Source organism: Curtobacterium sp. MCPF17_021, from assembly GCF_003234605.2.
GTDB classification, from domain to species: domain Bacteria; phylum Actinomycetota; class Actinomycetes; order Actinomycetales; family Microbacteriaceae; genus Curtobacterium; species Curtobacterium flaccumfaciens.
Window position 1 is genome coordinate 1,726,394 of sequence record NZ_CP126252.1, and the last position, 21,425, is coordinate 1,747,818.

Genomic DNA, 21,425 nt, shown 5'->3' on the forward strand with positions numbered 1-21,425 from the left:
GGGCGGCGATTCAGCCAGGAGCGTTCCCCGACGACGGACGGGAGGCCCGGCGCACGTCGTGCCCCGGGCCTCCCGTCCGTCACGTGGTCCCGTTGCCGGACCGGCGTCCCTTCACAGGATCGGGGTACCGCCGGTGACGGCGACCCGCGCGCCGGAGACGTAGCTGCCGTCGTCACTGGCGAGCAGCACGTAGACGGGTGCGAGCTCGGCCGGCTGGCCGGGACGGCCGAGCGGCGACTGCTTGCCGAACTGCTCGACCTGCTCCGGCGGCATCGTCGACGGGATCAGCGGCGTCCAGATCGGACCGGGGGCGACGCTGTTCACGCGGATGCCGCGTTCCCCGAGCAGCTGCGCCAGCGCGGCCGACAGGTTCGCGACGCCGGCCTTCGTGACGTCGTAGGGCGCCAGGTTCGGCTTCGGGTTGTCGGAGTTCACCGAGCTCGAGCCGATGATCGACGACCCCGGGCCGAGGTGCGGCAGGGCCGCCTTGACGAGGTGGAAGTAGGCGCTGAGGTTCGTCGCGAGGGTGTGGTCCCACTCCTCGTCGCTGATCTCCTCGATCGTCTCGTGGGTCATCTGGTAGGCGGCGTTGTTCACGAGGACGTCGAGCCCGCCGAGTTCCGAGACCGCCTGGTCGATGACGGATCGGCAGTACGCGGGATCGCTCACGTCGCCCGGGAACAGCACGGCCTTCCGACCGGCTTCCTCGATCCAGCGCTTCGTGTCCTGCGCGTCGTCCTCCTCTTCCGGCAGGTAGCTGATCAGGACGTCAGCGCCCTCGCGCGCGAACGCGATCGCGACAGCCTTCCCGATGCCGCTGTCCCCGCCGGTGATGACGGCGCGCTTGCCGGTGAGCTTGCCGGAGCCGCGGTACGACTCCTCGCCGTGGTCGGCCTTCGGGGTGAGTTCCTGGTCGCTCCCCGGGGGCTGCTGCTGCTGCTCGGTCATGTCTCTCCCTGTGGTCGGTTTCCCTGGACGTCCCCGATCGTCTGCGACCCCCACTGGGTACCGGTTCAGCTCCGGGCGTACCCCGTCCGGAAAGCGAAGATGTGTGCGGCGCGCAACGGCGGCATACCGTGGCAGTGGATCAGGGAACCGTCACCGCGACGGATGCTCCTCTTCACCAGGGAGCAAGTGTGAAATACGTGAACTACGCGGGCACGGTCCGTGTCCTGACGAGCGACACGATCGCCGACGCGGTGATCCGGTACGCCGCAGCACTGCACCAGAGCCGGCTGAGCGACGTCGTGTCGATCCCGACGGCCGACGACTTCGGGGTGGCGAGCACGATCGAGGTGCTCCTGGCCCCGGCGATCCCGGTTGCCCTCGAGCCCGCTCCGGACGACGACCTCGAACCCGAGGGCGAGGCGTTCCTGCTCGAACTCGGTCGGCGCACCGAGGCCGTGCTCGCCGTCGACACCAACGCGTCGCCGCCGGACTTCGGGCGCTGAGCCGGCGCCCCTACGCCACCGGCTCCTCGGTCAGGTCCGACCGGGTGTCCGCGTGGATCACCTCGTCGTGGTCGAACGTCAGCGCGGCGGCGCGCAGGCGAGCCACGAACACGGTGTCCTCAGCCTCGAGTTCGTCCTCGTCGGCGTCCTCGACGACGAGCTGGCTCGACGGACCGATGAGCACCTTGGTGGTCGTCATGGTGCCGTCGGCGGCCACGGCGGGGATCGCCACGGTGTCCGCACGGCTGCCCCCGGCCAGTGCGGCGGCGTACTCGATCACGGCATCGGCCACGTCGTCGCTCGTGAGGATCGTCGAGCGGTCGTACTGGATGTACTTCATGTTCGACCTCCTGGAGCACAGCCAACAGCGCGTTGGCTGGCCGCCGTACAGGAACGCGGCGCGTCGCTCGTTGCGCGGACGCCGACTTGTCGTCAGGATCATCACGTGCCCGAGACGATGCACCGCTTGCTGCGGGAGACCCAGACCGCCGAGCCGTCGGTCGCGGCCGAGGCGATGGCTCGGACGCACATCACCCACGGACTGTCGGTCGAACCCACGGACGCCGAGTTCGTGTTCGAGGAGCGCGTGCGCGGGACGGCACTGCTGTCGCTCGAGTCGACCCGCTGCACCGGGGTCCTGAGCGGCACGATCGAGCCGGGCGACGCGATGATGATCTTCTGGATGAAGTCCGGGGTCGCCCAGGTCGACGAGAACATCGTGAAGATCGGCCGCCCGACGCTCTTCCGGCAGGGGCCCCAGCGCTTCCGCTGGATCGCGTGCAACAAGGACGTCCTGCGCATCGACCGCTCGATCGTCGAACAGGTCGCGGCCGAACGCGGCGACTGGGCCCCCGGTCCCATCGAGTTCCGTCCGCGGCACGTCCCCGAGGGCGCGCCGCTCGCTGCCTGGTGGCTCATGGTGCGGTCCGTCGCACAAGAGGTGCTGGCCGGACCGGAGGCCGTCCCGGTCGAACGCGAGCGGGAGCTCGCGCGCTTCGCCGCCGGTGGGCTGCTCACCGCGATCCCGCACTGGCCCGTCGGGCAGCACGAGCCGGCGATGGCCGCCACCGCCCGTTTCGCCCGTGCCGAGACCTTCCTGCTCGAGCACGCCACGGAGCAGATCACCGTCGACGACGTCGCCGAGGCCGCAGGCCTGAGCGTGCGTGGCGTGCAGGCGGCGTTCCAGCGGCACCACGGCATCACCCCGACCATGTACCTGCGCCGCATCCGGCTGCTGCTCGCCCGCGAACAGCTCGAGTCGGGCGACGGTCGGAGCATCGCCGAGATCGCCCGGGCCACCGGGTTCGCCCACCTCGGCCGGTTCGCGGGGAGCTACCGCGAGGAGTTCGGCGAGCTGCCCCGGCAGACCGCGTCCACCGCGCGGGACGGCGCCCGCGCCTAGCGAGCAGCCGCGCGGGCCCGCAAGAATCCCGCAACCGCCCGCCGTCCGGCCGATCGCCGACGATCGTCGCCCTACGTTTGCGCTGCACGGACACGCAGCCACGACGACTGGAGACCCCATGGCCGGCTCAGCAGCACCACCCGTCCCGACCACGGCCGTCCCGCCGACGACCGATCCGTCGACGTTCGGCCGCCGGCTCGTCGAGGACGCCTCCTACGCCCGTGAGCACTTCGTCTTCACGGCACTGCTCGGATCCCCGCTGCTGCCCCGGATCGTCCGGCGGCTGCTGCTCCGTGCCGCGGGGGCACGCGCCGAGTCCGGTGTGGGGACCGGGTTCTCGCTGACGGGCGACCCGAAGCACCTCACCATCGGCCGGGGCGTCTTCTGCAACCGCAACGTGACCGTCGAGGCCGTGGCCCCCGTGACGATCGGTGCGAACACCGCGATCGGGATGCAGGTGCTCATCATGACGAGCCACCACGAGATCGACGCCGAGGGCCGGTGGAGCGACGTCGCGACCGGCCGTCCGGTGGTCGTCGAGGAGCACGTCTGGATCGGCGGCCGCGCCACGATCCTGCCGGGCGCCCACATCGAGCACGACGTCGTGGTCGCCGCCGGCGCCGTGGTCGTCGGCCGCCTGGCGGCGCACGGCGTCTACGCAGGCGTCCCCGCGAAGCGGATCCGTGAGCTCGCCCCATCCGCGCGACCGCCGGTGGTGGACCCCGCCGGGTGACGGCCTGGAGGCCCGTGGCGGCGCCGCCACGCGCCTCCCGTCCGGCGTTGGTGCTGCTTCGAACACGCCGGTGTGTTGCTGCGACGCCGTGCCGTCGTCAAGACGCCGCCGAATGTGGAGGCGTCTCGACGACCTGGCGGCGCCGGACGAAGACGACGGCGTCTCCTTCCGCGGGGACGCGCACTCTGCCAGCATGATCACGACGCGGGCGACGGCGCCCGCGCAGGACGAGGGAGACCGTCATGACCGTTCGCCTCAACCCCTACCTCGGGTTCCGGAGCGGCGCCCGCGAAGCGCTCGAGTTCTACCACTCGGTCTTCGGCGGCACGCTCACCATCGGCACGTTCGGTGAAGCCGGCATGAGCCAGGACCCCGCCGACGCCGACAAGGTGATGCACGGGCAGCTCGACGGCGACCAGGGCCTGCTCCTGATGGCCTCGGACGCGCCGTCCGGCATGCCGACGCCGGCCGAGAGCAGCATCTCGCTGTCGCTCAGCGGTGACGACCCCGAACTGCTGACACGGTGGTGGAACGGCCTGGCCCAGGCCGCGACGATCGTCGAACCACTCACCACTGCGCCGTGGGGCGACACCTTCGGCATGCTGACCGACCGCCACGGGGTGTCGTGGCTCGTCAACATCAGCGGCGCGACGAGTTGAGCGGCACCGAACCCACGCGTGCCGGCACCGGCCACCGCGGCACCCAGCACCGCACCTGCTCGGCGTAGCGACGGAAGTCGTCGCCGAACCGTTCCTCCAGGTCGGATTCCTCGAGCGGGCGGACGATGCAGTTCCAGACCACGGAACCGGCGACCGCGTAGACGACGACCAGCCACGACGACAGCAGCAGACCGACGGCGACGCCCTGCGTGATGCCGGCCAGTGCCATCGGGTTCCGCACCGACCGGTACGGCCCGGCGACCACCAGGCGGTTCGCGGTGGCCGAGGGCAGCGGCGTGCCCTCGCCCTTCGTCGACATCGTCGCCGCCGAGGCGATGCCGAGCGCGCTGGCCAGCAGGAGCACGACCACACCGACGACGGTGAGGGCGGTGACGAAGGGTGCCGGCAGCTGCGGGTGGAGGCCCCAGCGGTGCTCGGCGAACGCGATGAGCAGGGGGAACACCCCGAGGAACAGGCCCCAGAAGACGACGATCTGCAGCACGGTCGCGGTGACGTGCCGGGAGCGTGGGGCGCTGGCGTCGGCGGTCCGGATCCGCAGCGGACCACTCGTCACCCACTCCGTCGGGACCCGTCCGAGCAGCACCAGGGCGAGGGCGAGGGCCGAGCCGATCGTGGCGGCCAGCATGACGAGCACCCCCCAGCCGGCCTCGCCGGTGACGGTGGCCCAGACGCTCAGGGCGACGAGCACCAGGGCGGTCCACACCGTCGTGACCACCGCGGCGGCCCGGACGCCGGCGGCGGCGAGCGCCGAGGCGACGACGAACAGCGGGACGTCGAACACGGCGACGAGCACCGGGTCGAGCGAGCCGAGCGTGGCCGTGCGGATCCAGGGCAGCGTCGCGACGGCGATCCACCAGGCCGCTCCACCGACGGCTTGCAGCGCGTAGTACCGCCGGCCCCAGGACATGGGTGCACGGTAGCAGTGCGCGGCGAGGGGCCGGGCCGTCGGCGGACCGTGCGTGCCGTCGCTCCCGACGGTGGGTCAGTCGGTGTGGTTGATCTGTCCGAGCCAGCGACCGAAGGACGGGGTGCGCTCGTCGTGCAGGGTGGGCAGGACGGGCTTCGGCAGGCAGGCGCGCTCGTCGGTGACGGTTCCGGCGCCGGTGCTCTTGTGGAGGTCGAGGCTCATGGTGTGCTCCTTCGTGGTCGGTGGAGAGTTCGACACCGGGCGGGGCCGTTCCATTCCCATCTGACCCGCCCCGCCCTGCGCAGTCGTCCAGCACCGCCGGGTTGTCTCGAGGGCATGAGCGAGCACGACGACGAGCAGACCCGGGCCGACTTCGACGACGCGGTGAACATGACCGCCACCGAGTTGCGGAAGTGGCTCGACACCGACGAGTCGAAGTCCGTCGGGCAGAAGCCCTCGGGCGGCGGCGAGTCGACCGGGCACGAGAGCGGTCGGCACATCGTCCGCATCCTCGAGAAGCACAAGGCCGACCGCACCGACGACGACCTGGCGCACATGCGGAAGGTCGTCGGCTACGTCGCCCGGCACTCGGAGCAGCGTCCCGACGGCGACGTGCGCGACACCCCGTGGCGGTACTCGCTCATGAACTGGGGCCACGACCCGGAGAAGCCGCTCATGAACTGGGGCCACGACCCGGAGAAGCACTGACGGCATCGGGCAGAATGGGTGGTGTGAACGAGACGGGCATGCCGCGCTTCCGACGGATCTGGTCGACCGTGCAGGTCGGTGTCCTCGCGATCGCCGTCGCGTTCTGCGTCGTGATGCTCGTGATCGGGCAGGGCAAGCTCGACCGGGTCTACGCGGTCGCCGCGGTGTTCTTCGGACTCGCCCTGGTCGGGCACAGCACGTACCTGTGGCTCGTCGCCCGGGCGAACCGCCGTCCCTGACGCTCGTCCGCTTCGGCGATCCCCGGCTAGGCGTTCTGGTGGACCCGCAGCCAGTCGATGGTCATCTGCTGCGGGAACCGTGTCGAGGCGTCCGGCGAACCCGGCCAGTTCCCGCCGACCGCGACGTTGAGGATCACGAAGAACGGCTTGTCGAACACCCACGTCGCCGAGCCGACGTCGGCCCGGGTGACCGTCCGGTACGCAACGCCGTCGACCGTCCAGGTGATCGAGCCAGGGCGCCAGTCGACCCCGTACACGTGGAAGTCGTCGGCGAACGCTGCTCCGGACGGGTTCGTGTACGCCGCCGAGATGCCCTGCGCGCCGGAGTACCCGGGCCCGTGCACCGTGCCGTGCACGATCCCCGGCTCGTACCCGACGTTCTCCATGACGTCGATCTCCCCGCACGCCGGCCAGCCGACCTGCCCGATGTCCGCGCCGAGCATCCAGAACGCCGGCCAGATGCCCTGGCCGCGGGGGATGCGGATCCGCGCCTCGATGCGGCCGTACTGCGCGGTGTAGGTGCTCTCGGACTTCAGCCGAGCCGACGAGTACGAGCCGTCGGCCTCGCGGTGTGCGGTGATCACGAGGTTGCCGGCACCGTCGAGCGCCGCGTTCCGCCGCGAGTCCGTGTAGGTCTGCAGCTCCGCGTTGCCCCAGCCGCCGGCACCCAGGTCGTACCGCCAGATCCCGGGGTTCGGCGCGCTGCCGGCCGGGCCGTCGAACTCGTCGGCGGCGAGCAGCACGGGCGCAGCGGTCGGCGCCGCAGCTCCGGTCACGGCCTGTGCCGAGCCGTCCGGGATCGCCGTCGCGCCGAGGGCGGTCGTCGCGGCCCCGGCGAGTCCGAGCGTCATGAAGCGCCGTCGATCGATGTGCTGGTCCATGTCGTGCTCCCTGCAGCGCGATGGTGGTGTGGTCGTCGGATCATGCACCATCCGGCTGCACCTGAACAGGCCCGGATCCCGCTTCGTCCGCGGGACGCACCCGTCAGCCGAAGCGCATCGCCAGCGGCACGAGCAGGCCCGCGACCCAGACGAGCACCATCACGAGGGCGCCGACCGCGATGAGCCGTCGGCGACGCCGCAGCTTCGGGCTCCGCTCCTCGCCCCACATCTGTGCACGGACCAGCACCCGGTTCGCCTGCTCGACGACCTTCCGCACCTCGGGGTCGTCGACGTCGAGGACACCGGCGCGGGCGTGCTCGGCGATGACCGCGGCTTCGTCGACGGTCAGGTCGTCCTTGCGCATGCTCCATCTTCGCACCGCGTGCAGGGGTACGACCCGGCTGTGCGGGAACGGACCACGGCCGGGTACCAAGGACACATGGGACATCGGTACCGCGGGAAGATCGTCGTCATCACCGGAGCATCGAGCGGCATCGGGAGGGCCGCCGCACACGAGTTCGCCCGGCAGGGCGCCACACTCGTGCTCGCCGCACGCGGGCACGACTCGCTCGAGGCCGCAGCAGCCGAGTGCCGGAAGCTGGGCGCCGAGGCGATCGCGATCCCGACCGACGTCGCCGACGAGCACCAGGTCAAGGACCTCATCGGCACGGTGACGACCCGCTTCGGTCGCATCGACGTCTTCGTCGGCAACGCGGCCCTGTTCGTCTACGGCCTGTTCGAGCAGACGCCCACCGAGGCGTTCAAGCGCGTCGTCGACACGAACCTGTACGGGCACCTCAACGCCATCACGCACCTGCTGCCGCACTGGAAGCAGCGCGGGAAGGGCACCTACGTGCTCGTCGGCTCGATCCAGTCGCTGCTCTCGGCGCCGTACCAGTCGGCGTACGTGACGAGCAAGCACGCTGCGCTCGGCCTGGTCGACGTGCTCGGTGACGAGTTCGCGGGCACCGGCATCAAGTTCACCGCGCTGCTGCCGTCCACGATCGACACCCCGATCTACCAGAACGGTGCCAACTACACCGGCAAGACCTCGCACCCGCTGCCGCCCACCGTCTCGGTCGAGCGGGCCGGCCGTGCCGTCGTGCAGGCCGCCACGCACCCCAAGCGCTACCGCTTCGTCGGACGCATCCAGGCGTCGCTCGTGCCGCTGCAGTACGTGTTCCCGGGCCTGTTCCACAAGATCACGAAGCCGATGGTGGAGACGTTCGCGCTCCGTGGCGAGGGCGCGCCGACCGACGGCAACCTCTACGCCCCCGCCGACGCCGCGAACGCGACGGACGGCGGCTGGGTCGCGAAGCGACGGCGCGTCACGCGCCCCCTCGTCTGGCTCGGCGTCGCGGCTGCGGGCGCGGCCGTCGTGCTCGGCCGCTCGCGTCGGTAGACGCATCCGCTGACGGCCTGGAGGCCCGGTGCCAGCTGGCACCGGGCCTCCCGTCCGTCCGCGCGTGCGTCCGAATCCGGGCGTACCTGCCCGAACCGGGCGTACCTGGCGGAAACGGGCGTACCTGCCCGATCCGGGCGTACCTGGCGGAAACGGGCGTACCTGCCCGAACCGGGCGTACCTAGCGGAATCGGGCGTACCTGCCGTGTTCTTCTTGGCAGGTACGCCCGATCTCGCCCGGTATCGCAGCTGTTCTGGGAAGGAACGGGCGGCTAGAAGAGCTTCGCGCTCGCGCGCCGGGCACCCTCGCCGAGGGACTCGAGCTTCGCCGCGGCGATCTGCGGGTGCACGCGGCCGCCGAGGCCGCAGTCGGTGCCGGCGATGACGCGCTCACGCCCGACCACCGAGGCGAACCGCTCGATGCGCTGCGCGACGAGATCGGGGTGCTCGACGACGTTCGTGGCGTGGCCGACGACGCCCGGGACGATGACCTTGCCCTCGGGTAGGGCGACGTCCTGCCAGACGGTCCACTCGTGCTCGTGGCGGGCGTTCGCGGCCTCGAACGAGTACGCGCCGGCGTCGATGTCGAGCATCAGGTCGACGATGTGGCGGAGCTCGATGTCGGTGGTGTGCGGGCCGTGCCAGGAGCCCCAGCACAGGTGGAAGCGCACGCGGCTGGTGTCGAGGCCCCGCAGTGCGTGGTTGAGCGCCTCGACACGGATGCGGGTGAAGGCGCGGTAGTCCTCGATGCTCGGCTCGGGGTTGATCTGGTCCCAGTTCTCGGCGATCGAGGGGTCGTCGATCTGCAGCACGAGGCCGGCGTCGAGGATCGTCGTGTACTCCTCGCGCAGGGCGTCGGCCCACGCCCAGATGTGTTCTTCCTCGGTCGCGTAGTACTCGTTCGCGATGCGGGCGGCGGAACCGGGGGAGAGCGCCGTGATGAAGCCGTTGTCCGCGCCGGCGGCCTCGACCGCGTGCTTGAGGTTCGCGGCGTCGGTGGCCGCGGCCTCGTGGCCGGTGTAGGTGATCGGGCCGGTGGTGGTCGGGAACGCGGTGGCGTTCTTGCCGGTGCCGATGCCCGACTCGGGGTCGGTGTAGGCGTCGTGGAAGATCGTCCAGTCGCGGCGGTCCGGGAAGCTCGTGAGCCGGATGTTCCCCGGGGTGGACCGGACCGGCTGCTGCGAGAAGATGTTCTCGTCGGTCAGGCTCAGGCCGCTGACGCGCTGGAACGAGTAGCCCCACCAGGCGCCGTAGTCGACGCTGTTCGACATCGCCTTGCCGAACTCGCCGTCACCGGGCTGCGTGATGCCGAGCGCGCTCTGCCGTGCGACGACGTCGTCGACGGCCGCGCTCGTCAGGGCTCGGACCTCGTCGGTGGTCTCGAGCGTGAAGCCGTCGTCGGCCACGGGCCGTGCGGCGTTCGCGGCGATGAGCTCCGGGGTGCGGGGGAGCGATCCGGCGGTGGTGGCCTGGATGCGGTCGGTGTTCTCGAAGGGCATGCGCTGCCTTCCTCTCGATGGGTGCGGACTGTCGGGAGTCGGGGGCCGCGCGCGAGGCTTCGCGGTGCGCTGCAGTGCCACTCTGCCACGAGGGATCGGGCCCGTTACGTTGCGCGACTGTGGCTTCGTGCGGACGCCGAACGACAGGGTCGATGTCGTACGACACCGACTCGGTCACCTGTTGCGTGCGCGGACAGTTGCAGGCGCGTGTGAACGACAGGGTCGATGTCGTACGACGTCGACGGTGTCGTTCCGCATCGACCCGCCCGTGCGCGCCCGCCCCCGCCCCCGCCCGCGCCCCCGCCCCGCCGCCCGCCCGCCGACGCACGGCGACACGATCGTCGCGCCACCGGGCCACGCGTCGTACGGTCGACCCATGAGCACGACGACCCCGACGAGCGACACCACCACGACGAACCCGACGCCCCCGGCCGCACCGACCTTCGCCGAATCGTGGACCGCCTGGCACGACGACCACGAGCAGGCCCGGGCGAGCGAACACGGCTTCCTCGCGATCACGAGCATCCGCTGGCTCACCGCCACGCCGGAACGCTTCGAGGACGCCCCGGGCAGCTGGTCGACGGACGAGGACGGCCCGGTGGTCGCACTGGCCGACGGCGAGACGATCGAGGTCGACGGACAGCAGGTCACCGGGACGCACCGGTTCGGCCCGCTGCCGGAGCGCTCGAGCACCAACGTGGTGTGGCGCGACGGCGACGAGACCGTGGTGATCGAGGTCGCCCGGCGCGGCGGTAGCGACCTGCTGCGCCCGCGGCACCCGTCGAACCCGACCCGCGTCGAGTACCAGGGCACCCCGGCGTACGCCCCCGCTGAGCGCTTCGTCGTGGACGCGCTCTTCGAGCCGTTCGACACCCCGCGTGAGGTCACCGTCGGCAGCGTCGTCGACGGCCTGCTGCACGTGTACGAGGCCCCCGGCGTCCTGGCGTTCGACCTCGACGGGCCGCGGTCGCTCCTGGCGTTCAACGGGCACGCCGGCGGCCTGCACGTGCTGTTCACCGACCGCACGAGCGGGGTCACGACGTACGCGGCGAACCGGAGTCTCGACATCGCCGCACCGGATGCAGACGGTGCCACCCGCATCGACTTCAACCGGGCGACGAACCTGCCGTGCGCGTACACCCCGCACGCGACCTGCCCGCTGCCGCCCGCCGAGAACCGGCTCGACGTGGCGATCGAGGCGGGCGAGCAGCTGCCCGCAGCCTGACCGCGGAGCACGCACGCTCCGCCGAGCACGCACGGCCCGCGGGCGCGCACGGCCCCAGCCGCGCACCGGCGCAGCCGACCCGTCCACGAGAATGGGGGAGCCATGCCACGACCCACCTCCCGCATCCCGCTCAACACCCTCGCCGTCCCGTTCGGCCTCGCCGGCTTCGCCGAGACGTGGTCGTACGCCGCCCCCGTGCTGCACCTGCCCACCGTGGTGCCGCAGGTGTTCTGGGCGATCGCCGCCGTCGCGTGGGTGTGGCTGCTCGGTGCGCACATCGTCCGGGGCGCACGCGTCAGCGAACGGCTGGTCGACCAGCTCCGCCACCCGGCGCAGGGCCCGATCGCCGCGCTCGTGCCCGCGACCGCGATGCTGCTCGGCGTCGACCTGGCGCGGTTCGCCCCCGTCGCCGGGCAGGTCGTCGTACTCGCCGCCGTGGCCACCGCGGCCGGGTTCGCCGCCTGGCTGCTGAGCACCTGGTTCGAGGGTCGACTCGCCCTGGAGTCCGTGCACGGCGGCTACCTGCTGCCGACCGTCGCCGCGGCCCTGGTCGCCTCGGTCGCCACGCACGAGGTCGGCGTCGGCTGGCTGTCCTGGCCGGCCCTCGGTGTCGGCGTGTTCTTCTGGGGCGTCATGACCGGCCTGCTGCTCATCCGGCTGGCGTTCCGGCCGGCGCTGCCGGGGCCGCTCGTGCCGACGATGGCGATCCTGGTCGCGCCGCCGGCGGTCGCCACCCTGTCGGTGTTCGCCCTCACCGACGGCGCTGTGACCCTGCCCGTGCAGGCCATCGCGGGCCTCGGCGTCCTGATGGTCCTCGTCCAGCTGGCCCTGCTGCCGCGGTACGTCCGCCTGGCGTTCTCGCTCGGGTTCTGGTCGTTCGTGTTCCCGGCCGCCGCGGTCGCCACCGCCGCGGTGGAGTGGTTCCGGGCACTCGCGCTGCCGTCCGCCTGGATCCCCACCACCGCGTTGCTGGCGCTGCTGAGCGTGCTCGTCGCGGTCGTCGGTGCCCGCTCGATCGGGCTCGCCGTGCACCACCTGCTCGGGCAGGCCGAGCGGACCCTGCACGACGCCGACGACGAGGACGCCGCCCCCGGCCCCGTGACGGGCGCGACGCGCGTGGTCTGACGGGCGGGGCGGTCGGGCCGCGCAGGCGGCGGACGGGAGGCCCGGGGCGGCCCCGCCCCGCGCCTCCCGTCAGGTCGCGGGGACGCGTCTCCAGCCGCTGGTCGCCCGCCAGGCGGGCGCGTCGAAGTGGAAGACGCTGCCCATGCCGGGCTGGTCGAGGGTGCGCGTGATCGGGACGCCGCGCAGGTGGGCCAGGAGCAGCGCGCCGACCGCACCGTGCGACACGATCGTGACGTCGCCGGTGGCGCAGTGTCGGCGGACGGCCGCGACGATGCGCTCCTGGGCGTCGACCGCCCGCTCCCAGCCGCGGACCGATCGCTCGGGCTCGGCGAAGAACGTGTCGACGACGCCCTCGAACTCGGACGGCGGCAGGTAGCCGGTCGCGCTCCGGTCGATCTCGCCCAGCAGAGGGTCGTTCTCGACCGGCAGTCCGACGGCGCTGGCGAGCAGGTCGGCGGTCTCGACGGCCTTGCGCTCGGTGCTCGAGACGATCCGCCGGGAGCCCGGTGTCCATGCGAGCCGGTGTGCGGCGGCGGTCCGGACGCGACCCTCGGGTGACAGCCCCCACGACTCGATCGGGACCGCGGGGTCGACCACCACTTCCGCGTGGGTCAGGAACGACGAGGCCATCCGGCGATCCTCGCACGGTGCGAGGCGCGTCACACGGCGACACCGTCGGTCACGTTCCGCAACACCACTTCGCCGCCCGGCCGAACCGTCCTAGCGTCGCCCCATGACCGTGCCCGACCGCATCACCCTCGTCACCGCGCTGCAGGGCGCCGGCTGGCACCCCGCCGCCTGGCGCGCCGCCGGCCCGGCAGCACAGCGCCTCACGAGCCTCCGGCACTGGCGGGACGTCGTCGTCGAGCAGGACCGGCTCGGAGTCGACGCCGTCACCCTCGAGGACTCCTTCACCGCCGGCCCCACCGACCCCGACGGCGACCTCGACACGTCGACCGTCGTCGGCCGCCTCGACGCGCTCCTCGTCGCGAGCGCGGTCGCCCCCGCGACCCGCGCGATCGGTCTGGTGCCGACCGTCTCGGTCACGCACACCGAACCGTTCCACGTCGCCACGGGCCTCCAGACCCTCGACCACGTCTCCCTGGGGCGAGCCGGGTGGCGGATCCAGGTGAGCCCGACGACCCGCGAGGCCGCACTGTTCGGCCGGCGTCCCGGCGGCGACGACGCGGCCACGCTGTTCGACGAGGCACGCGAGGCCGCCGAGATCGTCTCCCGCCTCTGGGACAGCTGGGACGACGACGCGATCATCCGCGACGTCACGACCGGCCGCTTCATCGACCGCGACCGCATCCACAACGCGGCGTTCTCCGGTTCGTTCGTCTCGGTGCACGGCGCGTCGATCGTGCCGCGGTCGCCGCAGGGGCAGCCGCCGGTGTTCGCGCTGGCACACCGCGCCGACGCGGCCGCGTTCGCCGTGGACGCTGCGGACGTCGTGCTGGTCACGCCCGGCTTCGACGGCCTGGAGGATCGGGGTGCGCTGGCACTCGTCCGTGACGCCGAGCAGGCGGCCGGGTCCGACCTCCGTCGTCCGGTCCTCGCGGACCTCGCGGTGCTCATCGGGTCGTCGCCGGCAGCCGCCGCCGACGAGCTCGCCGCACTCGACGCGGCCGCCGGCGGCCAGTACGCCGTCGGCTCCGGGTCGGACACGTCCGTCCTCGCGACGACGGTGCCGGACCTGGTGGCACGGATCGCGGACCTGCGGGCCCTCGGGTACGCCGGCGTCCGGCTCCGTCCGCTGCGCATCCCGATCGACTCGACCGCCATCGCGCGGCAGCTCGTCCCGGCGCTCGTCACCGCGGGGCTCCGCGCCGACGTGGCGTCCCGTCCCACCGCCGACCTGCGCACGCGGCTCGGCATCGCGCCGGCGGTCAGCCGGTACGCGCGTCCTGCCGTCACCGGTGTCGGTGTCAGTTCCGGTGTCGGTTCCGTCTCCTCGGGGGTCTCAGCATGAGCGTCAAGCGTCAGGTCCACCTCGCCGCCCACTTCCCGGGCGTCAACAACACCACCGTCTGGAGCGACGACCGCGCCGAGAGCCAGATCGCGTTCTCGTCGTTCGAGCACTTCGCCCGGAACGCCGAGCGGGGGTGCTTCGACTTCCTGTTCCTCGCCGAGGGGCTGCGGCTCCGCGAGCAGAAGGGACGCATCCACGACCTCGACGTCGTCGGGCGCCCGAACACGCTCGCGATCCTCGCCGCGCTGGCCGGCGTCACCGACCACATCGGGCTCGTCGGCACGCTGCAGACGACCTTCAACGAGCCCGTCGAACTGGCGAAGCAGCTCGCCACGCTCGACCACCTGACCGACGGGTGGAACGTCGTGACGAGCTCGGACGCATTCCACGGTGCGAACTTCCGCCGCGGCGGGTTCCTCGACCACGCCGACCGGTACACGCGGGCCGCCGAGTTCGTGGAGCTGTCCCGCGAGCTCTGGGACTCGTGGGAGTCGGACGCGATCGTGGCGAACGGAGCGGGCGCCGCCGGGACCCTGGGCGCCGGGGCCTTCGCCGACCGCTCCCGCATCCACGACGTCGACCACCACGGCCCGCAGTTCGACGTGACCGGCACGTTCCCGGTCCCGCGCAGCCCCCAGCGCCACCCGGTGATCGTGCAGGCCGGCGACTCCGACGAGGGCCGCGACCTCGCGGCCGGGCACGCCGAGGTGGTCTTCTCGCTGCACACCGAGTTCGACGACGCGCAGTCGTTCTACCGCGACGTGACCGAGCGACTCGAACGGGTCGGACGGTCGAAGGACGAGCTGCTGATCCTGCCCGGCGCGACCTTCGTGCTCGGCGACACGGCGGACGAGGCCGAGGAACGTTCCCGGGCGATCCGCCGAGCCCAGGTCAGCCCGGCGACGGCGATCGCGTTCCTCGAACAGGTGTGGAACCGCGATCTGTCGTCGTACGACGTCGACGGGCCGTTGCCCTCGATCGAGCCGGACCTGGAGGGCGCCGACATCACCCGTGGCCGCGTCCGTCACACCCGCGACGTCCCCGCGCTGGTGCAGTCGTGGCGTGACCTCGCCGCGGCCGAACACCTGTCGATCCGTGACCTGGTCATCCGCGCCTCGACCCGTGGCGGCTTCGTCGGCACGCCCGCACACATCGCCGCCGAGATCGACCGGTACGTGCAGGAGCGCGCCACCGACGGGTTCGTCGTCGTGCCGCACACCAACCCGTACGGGCTCGACGAGTTCGTCGACCGGGTCGTCCCGCTGCTGCAGGAGCGCGGCGTGTACCGCCAGTCGTACGACGAGGGTGCGACGCTCCGCCAGACGCTCGACCTGCCCGGACGGGTCCTCGACCGGCAGCGGGTGCTCGCATGAGCCGGGTCCCGCTCTCCGTCCTCGACCTCGTCCCGGTGAGCAGCGGGTCGACCCCGGCCCAGGCCCTGGCGAACACGGTCGACCTGGCCGTCGCCGCGGAACGTGCCGGGTACGCCCGCTACTGGCTCGCCGAGCACCACCTCAACCCCGGCGTGGCCGGCAGCGCACCGACCGTCGTCATCGGTGCGGTCGCCGCTGCCACCAGTTCGATCCGCGTCGGCAGCGCCGCGACACTCGTCGGCAACACCCGCGGGCTGCAGATCGCCGAGACCTTCGGCACGCTCGCCGCGCTGTACGGGCCGCGCATCGACCTCGGGCTCGGCCGCTCAGGAGCACCAGCACCGGGCGCCCCGAAGCCGCCGTCGCTCGCCCCGCGGACCGACCGGGTCGTCGACGGCCTGCTCGTCCCCGCGCCGTTCGAGTTCCGCATCGCGCCGGGCAGCAGGTTCGCGCTGCAGGGTGAACTGCTCGGGCGGGTGCCGGGCGACGTCGAACGGTTCGCGGGCGAACTCGACCTGATCCGCGGGCTGTTCGCCGGCACGTGGTCGCGGGACGATGCTGTCGTCGAGGCGCCCCCGGCCTCCGGCGCACCCGTCGAGCTGTGGATCCACGGCTCCACCGGCGGCGAGAGTGCCCGGATCGCCGGCGCGCTCGGGCTGCCGTACGGCGCGAACTACCACACGTCCCCGGGCACGGTCCTGGCTTCGGTGCAGGCCTACCGCGACGCGTTCCGCCCGGGTGTGCTCGACGCGCCGCACGTCATCGTGTCGGCCGACGTGCTCGTGGCGCCGACCGCGGCCGAGGCGGACGAGCTCGGGCTCGGGTACGCCCAGTGGGTGCACTCGATCCGCTCCGGCGTCGGGGCGATCGAGTACCCCGCCCCGGACCAGGCTCGGGGGCTGCGGCTCCCCGCTGAGGCCGAGGCGTCGGTGGCGGACCGGCTCGCGACGAGGTTCGTCGGCGACCCGGCACACGTCGCGGAACGGCTCGAGACGCTCCGGCGGGTCACAGGAGCGGACGAGTTGCTCGTCACGACGATCGCGCACGACCACGACGCCCGGGTGCGCTCCTACGAGCTACTCGCCGCGGAGTGGGCGGCGCCTGTCGTCGAGGGGGAGTCCGCTCTGGCTGCGCGATAGCTCGCTGCGTGCGCATGTTCCGACGTCCCACCTGTCGTTCGACGGGTGGGACGTCGTTCGTTGCCCACGCATCGGGTGCGCCCCGCACGCACGACACCCCCGCGACCACGACGGCCACGGGGGTGTCACAGCGCACCTCAGCTGTTGTCGAGCGGCAGACCCTCGGGGTTCACCTCGGACGTCTTCACGGCCTCGTTCGACAGGTTGTAGGCCGCGAGCCACTTCGCGTAGGTGCCGTCCTCGATCAGCTCGTTGATCGCCGCCGCGACGGGCTTCGCGATCCCGCTGCCCTGCTTCGTCGTCGCGGCGATGAGCCCCTGCAGTGACGAGCCGGCGCCGGAGTACGTGCCCGCCGTCTTCGTCGGCTTCGCGGTGCCCTTGCTCTGCGTGTTCTGGTAGGCGATCGTCGGGTTCGGGCCGAAGTAGGAGTCGATCTTGCCCGAGTCGAGCGCGAGCTTGATCGCGTTGCCGTCCGGGTAGTACTTGATCATGAAGTCCTCGCCCTTCGCACGGAGCTCCTTCTGCCACTCGAGCAGGATGTTCTCCTGGTTCGTGCCGGAACTCACGGACAGGGTCTTCCCGGCGAGCACGGACGGGTCGCCGTCGAAGCGCAGCGAGCTCGACGCCAGCACCTGGAACGCCAGGTTGTCCTGCCGGTACGAGGCGAAGTCGTACTTCTCCTTGCGCTCCTCGGTCACCGTGACGTTCGAGAACCCGGCGTCGTACTTGCCGCTGTCGATGCCGACGAACAGGTTGTCCCACGTGGCGTTCTGCACGTCCGCGCGCAGCCCGAGCTTCGCGGCGACGAGCCGTCCGAGGTCGGGCTCCGAACCGGTGATCGTCTTCTGGTCGTCACCGGTGAAGGCGAGCGGCGGGAACCCGGCGGGCAGGGCCCCCACGCCGATCGTCAACTTGCCGGACTTCCGGACCGCGGCGGGGAGCGCGTCGTGCAGCTTCGTGTCCTCGGTGACCTCGACGGTCGTCTCCTTCGCCGCACCGTTCGAGGCGGCGCCGATGGTGACGGAGCCGTCGGGTGCGCCGCTCGTGTCGGCGGAAGCGCCCGCGGAGCACCCGGCGAGGGCGACGACGACGCCGGCTGCGAGGACGAGGAAGCCGGCGCGGTTGCGCCAGCGGGCGGGGGTGATCGTGGACATGGTTCTCCTTGGGGTGCGTGCGGGGATCAGGGTTCGGGGGTCAGCGGACGCGGGACAGGAAGTCGCGCGTGCGGGTGTGTTGCGGGTGGTCGAGCACCTGGGCCGGCGGCCCCTGCTCGACGACCCGCCCGTGGTCGAGGAACACGACGTGGTCGGCGACCTCGCGGGCGAAGGCGATCTCGTGCGTGACGATGACGAGCGTCGTGCCGGACTCGGCGAGGGACCGGATGACGCCGAGCACCTCGCCGACGAGCTCCGGGTCGAGCGCCGAGGTCGGCTCGTCGAGCAGGACGACCGACGGCTCGAGCGCCAGGGCCCGGGCGATCGCGACGCGCTGCTGCTGCCCGCCGGACAACTGCCGGGGGCGGGCCGCGCCGCGGTCGCCGAGTCCGACCCGATCGAGCAGGGTCCGTGCCCGGGCTCGGGCCGTGGGGACGGGGACCCCGGCGGCGATCGGCCCCTCGGCGACGTTCTCGAGCGCGGTGAGGTGCGGGAAAAGGTTGAAATGCTGGAACACGAACCCGATCCGGGCACGCTGCCGCAGGATGTGCCGCTCGGGCAGCTCCTTCCAGCGGGGGACCCCGTCGCGGCCGGTGCGCAGGCGGACCCCGATGGGCTCGTCGCCGACGGTGACGACCCCGCGGTCGAGCGGTTCGAGGTGGTTGATCGCCCGGAGCAGCGTGGACTTGCCGGAACCGGAGGGGCCGAGGACGACGGTCACGCTGCCCGACGGCAGCGACAGGTCGATGCCGTCGATGACGACGCTGTCCCCGAACGCCTTGACGGCTCCGTGGATCGCGATGGCGGCGCTCATCAGATGCTCCTGTCGTCGACGGTGGAAGCGGACCCGGACGCGACCGCGCGCTCGGCGGCGGCTGCCCGTGTGCGGCGACCCGCGCCTCCAGGCCGTCCCGGACCACGTCCGGTCCCGCCGCCCCGCAGCGCGCTCCGCACCCGCTGCCACGGTGTCGGCGGCAGCGCACGGACCGACCCGCGGGCCGTCCACCGCTCGACGTAGTACTGCACGATCGAGACCGCGCTGGTGAGCGCGAGGTACCAGATGGTGGCGACGACGAGCAGCGGGATGATGTCGCCCGGGTACGTGCTCGACAGGTTCTGCACCACGCCGAACAGGTCGAGCAGCGACACGTAGAACAGCAGCGACGAGGCCTTCAGCAGTCCGACGACCTGGTTCACGAACGCCGGGACGATCGACCGCAGCGCCTGCGGCATGATCACCCGCAGGAACTGCCGGCGACGGGGGAGCCCGAGCGCCTGCGCGGCCTCGTGCTGCCCGTGGTCGACGGCGAGCACCCCGGCGCGGACGATCTCGGACGCGTAGGCGATCTCACTGAGGCTCAGCCCGATGACCCCGATCGCCAGGTCGCCGAGCAGGTTCGCGGTCGGCACCTCGAACTGCGGCCCGAAGGGGATCCCGATGCCGATGGTCGGGTACAGCGACCCGAGGTTGTACAGGAAGACGAGCACCAGGATGAGCGGCACCGACCGGAACAGCCACACGTACCCCCACGCCAGCCCGGACAGCACCGGGTTGTGCGACAGCCGGGCGATGGCCACCAGGATCCCGCCGGCGAAGCTGATCACGGCGCTCAGCGCGGTGGCGGTGAGGGTCAGCTGCAGGCCGGTCAGGACCGCGGGACTGAACAGCCACTTGCCGACGGCCGGCCAGCCCCACTGCTCGTTCGTGAACAGCGTCTCGCCGAAGTTCAGCAGCACGACGAGCACGAGGGCCGCGGCGATCCACCGCAGCGGGTGCCGCAACGGCACGACGGAACGGTCGAGTGCGGCGTGTCCGGCAGCGTCGATGGTCGCGGTCTCCGGCCTGGAGGCGCGGCTCGCCCCGGTCGTCCGGCCAGCGTCGTCGACGCTGGTCGCCTCCCACTGCGGGGCCCTGGTGGTGTCGGTCATGTCGCGACCGTAGGAGGGCCGGACGCCGCCGACAACGCCTCGCGCAACACCCCGCCACGCGGCGCAACACCCGGCCATGCGGCGCAACGCGGCGTCACAGAACGGTGTCCTGCGTGACGTTCCGTGACGGCCGACGGAGCGCTACCGTTGCGCCATGACAGCGCATCGTGTGACCGCCCCGGTGCCCCCGGCGGACGGCACCAAGGTGAAGGGTCCGGCGTCGTACTTCCCGAGCATCGAGACGACGTACGGACGCCCGGTGCAGGAGTGGCTCGACCTGGTCGCCGACCGGCTCGACGACCACCAGCACATGGAGGTCGTCGGGTGGCTCAAGGCCGAGCACGGCCTCGGGCACGGGCACGCGAACGCCCTGGTCGCCTACGTGAAGCACGCGCTGGCCTCCTGAGCGGTCGCGTCGCTCGCTTGTGGTGCGGCGGGTGTCGGTCGCAGTGCGTGGTGCGGCGGGTGTCGGTGGCGTCGGTCGCGCTGCTGGCCGCGTGGTGCGGCGGGTGTCGGTGGTCGTTCCTAGCGTGGGGGCGTGGCCGAACCCGTCGATGCGTGGTGGCGCCGCCGACAGTGGTCGCGCGGCGATGCGGTGCCGTACGCCGTCGGACAGTTCCGCGCCGACTGGGCTCCGTACCCGGTGCTCATCCGGCAGTACCACCCCGACTGGAACCACGGCGTCGTCCTGACCCAGGTCCCCCCGGCGGCCGAGGTCCTGCTCACCTGGGAGTGCGACGTCGGGCACGTCTTCGTCGCGACCCCGTCCGAACAGCGGTCCCGCCCGGGCCGTGAACGCCGCCGCTCCGTCTGGTGCCCCGAGTGCGCGGCGCAGGCCCAGCCGCAGCGGTGGCCGGTGCTGCCGTCGGACTGGCCGCAGGCCGTGCCCGTGCCGCAGCGGGTCGTCCGGAGTGCGGGACGACAGACCCTGCCGGCGGCTCCGGTGCGCGGGGTGCCGGCCGGAGCCGTCGCGTCGAGCCGTTCCCGGTCCCGTCGGCCCGTCGCCGGGACGGCCGGGTCCGCCGGCTCGGCCGGCTCGGCAGGGACGGCCGGTGGGGCGCCACGGCGGAGCGCCCAGTCCGTGCCCCGCACGATCTGTCCGAATACCCCGCGGCTGCCGTCGGGTGAGTCGTTCACGAGCGTCTGCGCCCCGGCGACCGCCTCGGCGGTCGAGGCCGAGCTCCGGGGCATGCTGTCCGAGCGGTTCGCGTTCACGTACGACCACTCCGCGATCCGACTCGACCGCCCGTTCTTCGACCACGTCGAGGCCTGGCCGGACATCATCCTGCCCGAGCTCCGCGTCGCCATCGAGTACGACTCCACCGGTCGGCACGGGCTCGAGCACGTGGGCCCGCGGCAGGAGACCGACCGGAAGAAGGACCGCGCCGTCCGCGCCGTGGGGTGGGAGGTCGTCCGCATCCGCACCGGACGGCTGCCGGCGCTCGGCCCGCACGACCTGCAGGTCTCGGGCATCTCCGGCCGGACCGTCGACCGGCTGGCGGACACCCTGCGCGAGCTCCGGGGCGCGCTGTTCGTCGACGCGTACGCCCGGTGACGCCGTCGATCGGGGTACACGCACGGCCCGGCGGGGTACGGCCCGGCTGGG

Annotated in this window: 25 protein-coding genes; 14 read left to right on the forward strand and 11 right to left on the reverse strand. The window is 72.3% G+C overall.

Translation table 11 applies throughout. The features are described 5' to 3' along the window. Positions 1-111: 111 nt before the first annotated feature. Entirely contained in the window at positions 112-948 is an 837-nt protein-coding gene (locus DEJ29_RS08145) for an SDR family oxidoreductase (protein ID WP_111095166.1), read from the reverse strand. A gap of 188 nt (positions 949-1,136) precedes the next feature. On the opposite strand from DEJ29_RS08145, the gene DEJ29_RS08150 reads away from it, so the two are divergent. Beyond that, positions 1,137-1,451 (forward strand): hypothetical protein, encoded by a 315-nt coding sequence (locus DEJ29_RS08150; protein ID WP_071244494.1) that lies wholly within the window; start codon positions 1,137-1,139, stop codon positions 1,449-1,451. Between the two features lie 10 nt (positions 1,452-1,461). Here the strand turns inward: DEJ29_RS08150 and DEJ29_RS08155 are convergent, their stop codons facing one another. After that, positions 1,462-1,791, reverse strand: coding sequence for a hypothetical protein (locus tag DEJ29_RS08155; protein ID WP_111095165.1), 330 nt, complete (start codon positions 1,789-1,791; stop codon positions 1,462-1,464). 105 nt (positions 1,792-1,896) lie between these two features. On the opposite strand from DEJ29_RS08155, the gene DEJ29_RS08160 reads away from it, so the two are divergent. The 3 genes from DEJ29_RS08160 (at position 1,897) to DEJ29_RS08170 (ending at position 4,245) form a co-directional block, all read left to right on the forward strand. Then, complete coding sequence (locus tag DEJ29_RS08160; RefSeq protein ID WP_111095164.1) at positions 1,897-2,853, forward strand: AraC family transcriptional regulator; 957 nt, start codon at positions 1,897-1,899, stop codon at positions 2,851-2,853. 118 nt (positions 2,854-2,971) lie between these two features. Beyond that, complete coding sequence (locus DEJ29_RS08165) at positions 2,972-3,586, forward strand: DapH/DapD/GlmU-related protein (protein ID WP_111054623.1); 615 nt, start codon at positions 2,972-2,974, stop codon at positions 3,584-3,586. 242 nt (positions 3,587-3,828) lie between these two features. Further along, entirely contained in the window at positions 3,829-4,245 is a 417-nt protein-coding gene (locus DEJ29_RS08170) for a VOC family protein (protein ID WP_111095163.1), read from the forward strand. On the opposite strand, the gene DEJ29_RS08175 is transcribed toward DEJ29_RS08170, so the two are convergent. Beyond that, positions 4,226-5,173, reverse strand: a complete 948-nt coding sequence (locus DEJ29_RS08175; protein WP_111095162.1) for a methyltransferase family protein — start codon at positions 5,171-5,173, stop codon at positions 4,226-4,228. The two genes, DEJ29_RS08170 and DEJ29_RS08175, sit on opposite strands and share 20 nt — an antisense overlap. A 75-nt stretch (positions 5,174-5,248) precedes the next feature. Further along, positions 5,249-5,395: a hypothetical protein gene (locus DEJ29_RS08180; RefSeq protein WP_164941096.1), complete on the reverse strand. Its 147-nt coding sequence runs from the start codon at positions 5,393-5,395 to the stop codon at positions 5,249-5,251. Positions 5,396-5,509: 114 nt separating this feature from the next. Here DEJ29_RS08180 and DEJ29_RS08185 point away from each other — a divergent pair, with 114 nt between their 5' ends. Next, positions 5,510-5,881 carry a DUF3140 domain-containing protein gene (locus DEJ29_RS08185; protein WP_111095161.1) on the forward strand — a complete coding sequence of 124 codons (372 nt, stop codon included), beginning with the start codon at positions 5,510-5,512 and terminating at the stop codon, positions 5,879-5,881. Between the two features lie 38 nt (positions 5,882-5,919). After that, positions 5,920-6,120 (forward strand): hypothetical protein, encoded by a 201-nt coding sequence (locus DEJ29_RS08190; RefSeq protein WP_111110269.1) that lies wholly within the window; start codon positions 5,920-5,922, stop codon positions 6,118-6,120. Positions 6,121-6,146: 26 nt separating this feature from the next. On the opposite strand, the gene DEJ29_RS08195 is transcribed toward DEJ29_RS08190, so the two are convergent. After that, a complete protein-coding gene (locus DEJ29_RS08195) occupies positions 6,147-7,001 on the reverse strand; it encodes a glycoside hydrolase family 16 protein (protein WP_110863937.1) in 855 nt (284 codons plus the stop codon). Positions 7,002-7,104: 103 nt separating this feature from the next. Then, entirely contained in the window at positions 7,105-7,365 is a 261-nt protein-coding gene (locus tag DEJ29_RS08200) for a hypothetical protein (protein ID WP_071405277.1), read from the reverse strand. Between the two features lie 75 nt (positions 7,366-7,440). On the opposite strand from DEJ29_RS08200, the gene DEJ29_RS08205 reads away from it, so the two are divergent. Next, positions 7,441-8,403 carry an SDR family NAD(P)-dependent oxidoreductase gene (locus DEJ29_RS08205; RefSeq protein ID WP_111235116.1) on the forward strand — a complete coding sequence of 321 codons (963 nt, stop codon included), beginning with the start codon at positions 7,441-7,443 and terminating at the stop codon, positions 8,401-8,403. Positions 8,404-8,675: 272 nt separating this feature from the next. On the opposite strand, the gene DEJ29_RS08210 is transcribed toward DEJ29_RS08205, so the two are convergent. Next, positions 8,676-9,902: a cobalamin-independent methionine synthase II family protein gene (locus DEJ29_RS08210; RefSeq protein WP_111095159.1), complete on the reverse strand. Its 1,227-nt coding sequence runs from the start codon at positions 9,900-9,902 to the stop codon at positions 8,676-8,678. A gap of 376 nt (positions 9,903-10,278) precedes the next feature. On the opposite strand from DEJ29_RS08210, the gene DEJ29_RS08215 reads away from it, so the two are divergent. Next, entirely contained in the window at positions 10,279-11,127 is an 849-nt protein-coding gene (locus tag DEJ29_RS08215) for a DUF1684 domain-containing protein (RefSeq protein ID WP_111093879.1), read from the forward strand. A gap of 102 nt (positions 11,128-11,229) precedes the next feature. Continuing rightward, entirely contained in the window at positions 11,230-12,252 is a 1,023-nt protein-coding gene (locus DEJ29_RS08220) for an SLAC1 family transporter (RefSeq protein ID WP_111054616.1), read from the forward strand. A gap of 69 nt (positions 12,253-12,321) precedes the next feature. Here the strand turns inward: DEJ29_RS08220 and DEJ29_RS08225 are convergent, their stop codons facing one another. Next, the gene (locus DEJ29_RS08225) at positions 12,322-12,882 is read right to left on the reverse strand and encodes a histidine phosphatase family protein (RefSeq protein ID WP_111093880.1); all 561 of its coding nucleotides are present in this window, start codon (positions 12,880-12,882) and stop codon (positions 12,322-12,324) included. Between the two features lie 103 nt (positions 12,883-12,985). On the opposite strand from DEJ29_RS08225, the gene DEJ29_RS08230 reads away from it, so the two are divergent. The 3 genes from DEJ29_RS08230 to DEJ29_RS08240 are packed head-to-tail and all read left to right on the forward strand — an operon-like array spanning position 12,986 to position 16,736. Beyond that, entirely contained in the window at positions 12,986-14,224 is a 1,239-nt protein-coding gene (locus DEJ29_RS08230) for an LLM class flavin-dependent oxidoreductase (RefSeq protein ID WP_111093881.1), read from the forward strand. Beyond that, positions 14,221-15,597: an NtaA/DmoA family FMN-dependent monooxygenase gene (locus DEJ29_RS08235; protein WP_111093882.1), complete on the forward strand. Its 1,377-nt coding sequence runs from the start codon at positions 14,221-14,223 to the stop codon at positions 15,595-15,597. Before DEJ29_RS08230 ends, DEJ29_RS08235 begins: the two co-directional genes overlap by 4 nt. After that, positions 15,594-16,736: an LLM class flavin-dependent oxidoreductase gene (locus DEJ29_RS08240; RefSeq protein WP_111093883.1), complete on the forward strand. Its 1,143-nt coding sequence runs from the start codon at positions 15,594-15,596 to the stop codon at positions 16,734-16,736. Before DEJ29_RS08235 ends, DEJ29_RS08240 begins: the two co-directional genes overlap by 4 nt. Positions 16,737-16,873: 137 nt before the next feature. Here DEJ29_RS08240 and DEJ29_RS08245 read toward each other — a convergent pair whose 3' ends face one another. From DEJ29_RS08245 to DEJ29_RS08255, 3 genes are read right to left on the reverse strand one after another with little or no spacing between them, the layout of a single operon-like run. Then, positions 16,874-17,890, reverse strand: a complete 1,017-nt coding sequence (locus DEJ29_RS08245) for a transporter substrate-binding domain-containing protein (protein WP_111093884.1) — start codon at positions 17,888-17,890, stop codon at positions 16,874-16,876. Between the two features lie 40 nt (positions 17,891-17,930). Next, the gene (locus DEJ29_RS08250) at positions 17,931-18,704 is read right to left on the reverse strand and encodes an amino acid ABC transporter ATP-binding protein (RefSeq protein WP_111093885.1); all 774 of its coding nucleotides are present in this window, start codon (positions 18,702-18,704) and stop codon (positions 17,931-17,933) included. Further along, positions 18,704-19,819 (reverse strand): amino acid ABC transporter permease, encoded by a 1,116-nt coding sequence (locus DEJ29_RS08255; protein WP_111093886.1) that lies wholly within the window; start codon positions 19,817-19,819, stop codon positions 18,704-18,706. Before DEJ29_RS08255 ends, DEJ29_RS08250 begins: the two co-directional genes overlap by 1 nt. Before the next feature lie 154 nt (positions 19,820-19,973). On the opposite strand from DEJ29_RS08255, the gene DEJ29_RS08260 reads away from it, so the two are divergent. Beyond that, positions 19,974-20,225 (forward strand): DUF4287 domain-containing protein, encoded by a 252-nt coding sequence (locus DEJ29_RS08260; protein ID WP_111054606.1) that lies wholly within the window; start codon positions 19,974-19,976, stop codon positions 20,223-20,225. A 132-nt stretch (positions 20,226-20,357) separates the two neighbouring features. Continuing rightward, positions 20,358-21,374, forward strand: coding sequence for a putative endonuclease domain-containing protein (locus tag DEJ29_RS08265; protein WP_111093887.1), 1,017 nt, complete (start codon positions 20,358-20,360; stop codon positions 21,372-21,374). The last annotated feature ends 51 nt before the right edge of the window (positions 21,375-21,425 follow it).

Coding starts and splice junctions, on each gene's coding strand:
- DEJ29_RS08145 (WP_111095166.1), bottom strand. CDS start 948: ATGACCGAGCAGCAGCAGCAGCCCCCGGGGAGCGACCAGGAACTCACC.
- DEJ29_RS08155 (WP_111095165.1), bottom strand. CDS start 1,791: ATGAAGTACATCCAGTACGACCGCTCGACGATCCTCACGAGCGACGAC.
- DEJ29_RS08165 (WP_111054623.1), top strand. CDS start 2,972: ATGGCCGGCTCAGCAGCACCACCCGTCCCGACCACGGCCGTCCCGCCG.
- DEJ29_RS08170 (WP_111095163.1), top strand. CDS start 3,829: ATGACCGTTCGCCTCAACCCCTACCTCGGGTTCCGGAGCGGCGCCCGC.
- DEJ29_RS08175 (WP_111095162.1), bottom strand. CDS start 5,173: ATGTCCTGGGGCCGGCGGTACTACGCGCTGCAAGCCGTCGGTGGAGCG.
- DEJ29_RS08180 (WP_164941096.1), bottom strand. CDS start 5,395: ATGAGCCTCGACCTCCACAAGAGCACCGGCGCCGGAACCGTCACCGAC.
- DEJ29_RS08185 (WP_111095161.1), top strand. CDS start 5,510: ATGAGCGAGCACGACGACGAGCAGACCCGGGCCGACTTCGACGACGCG.
- DEJ29_RS08190 (WP_111110269.1), top strand. CDS start 5,920: ATGCCGCGCTTCCGACGGATCTGGTCGACCGTGCAGGTCGGTGTCCTC.
- DEJ29_RS08195 (WP_110863937.1), bottom strand. CDS start 7,001: ATGGACCAGCACATCGATCGACGGCGCTTCATGACGCTCGGACTCGCC.
- DEJ29_RS08200 (WP_071405277.1), bottom strand. CDS start 7,365: ATGCGCAAGGACGACCTGACCGTCGACGAAGCCGCGGTCATCGCCGAG.
- DEJ29_RS08205 (WP_111235116.1), top strand. CDS start 7,441: ATGGGACATCGGTACCGCGGGAAGATCGTCGTCATCACCGGAGCATCG.
- DEJ29_RS08210 (WP_111095159.1), bottom strand. CDS start 9,902: ATGCCCTTCGAGAACACCGACCGCATCCAGGCCACCACCGCCGGATCG.
- DEJ29_RS08215 (WP_111093879.1), top strand. CDS start 10,279: ATGAGCACGACGACCCCGACGAGCGACACCACCACGACGAACCCGACG.
- DEJ29_RS08220 (WP_111054616.1), top strand. CDS start 11,230: ATGCCACGACCCACCTCCCGCATCCCGCTCAACACCCTCGCCGTCCCG.
- DEJ29_RS08225 (WP_111093880.1), bottom strand. CDS start 12,882: ATGGCCTCGTCGTTCCTGACCCACGCGGAAGTGGTGGTCGACCCCGCG.
- DEJ29_RS08230 (WP_111093881.1), top strand. CDS start 12,986: ATGACCGTGCCCGACCGCATCACCCTCGTCACCGCGCTGCAGGGCGCC.
- DEJ29_RS08235 (WP_111093882.1), top strand. CDS start 14,221: ATGAGCGTCAAGCGTCAGGTCCACCTCGCCGCCCACTTCCCGGGCGTC.
- DEJ29_RS08240 (WP_111093883.1), top strand. CDS start 15,594: ATGAGCCGGGTCCCGCTCTCCGTCCTCGACCTCGTCCCGGTGAGCAGC.
- DEJ29_RS08245 (WP_111093884.1), bottom strand. CDS start 17,890: ATGTCCACGATCACCCCCGCCCGCTGGCGCAACCGCGCCGGCTTCCTC.
- DEJ29_RS08250 (WP_111093885.1), bottom strand. CDS start 18,704: ATGAGCGCCGCCATCGCGATCCACGGAGCCGTCAAGGCGTTCGGGGAC.
- DEJ29_RS08255 (WP_111093886.1), bottom strand. CDS start 19,819: ATGACCGACACCACCAGGGCCCCGCAGTGGGAGGCGACCAGCGTCGAC.
- DEJ29_RS08260 (WP_111054606.1), top strand. CDS start 19,974: ATGACAGCGCATCGTGTGACCGCCCCGGTGCCCCCGGCGGACGGCACC.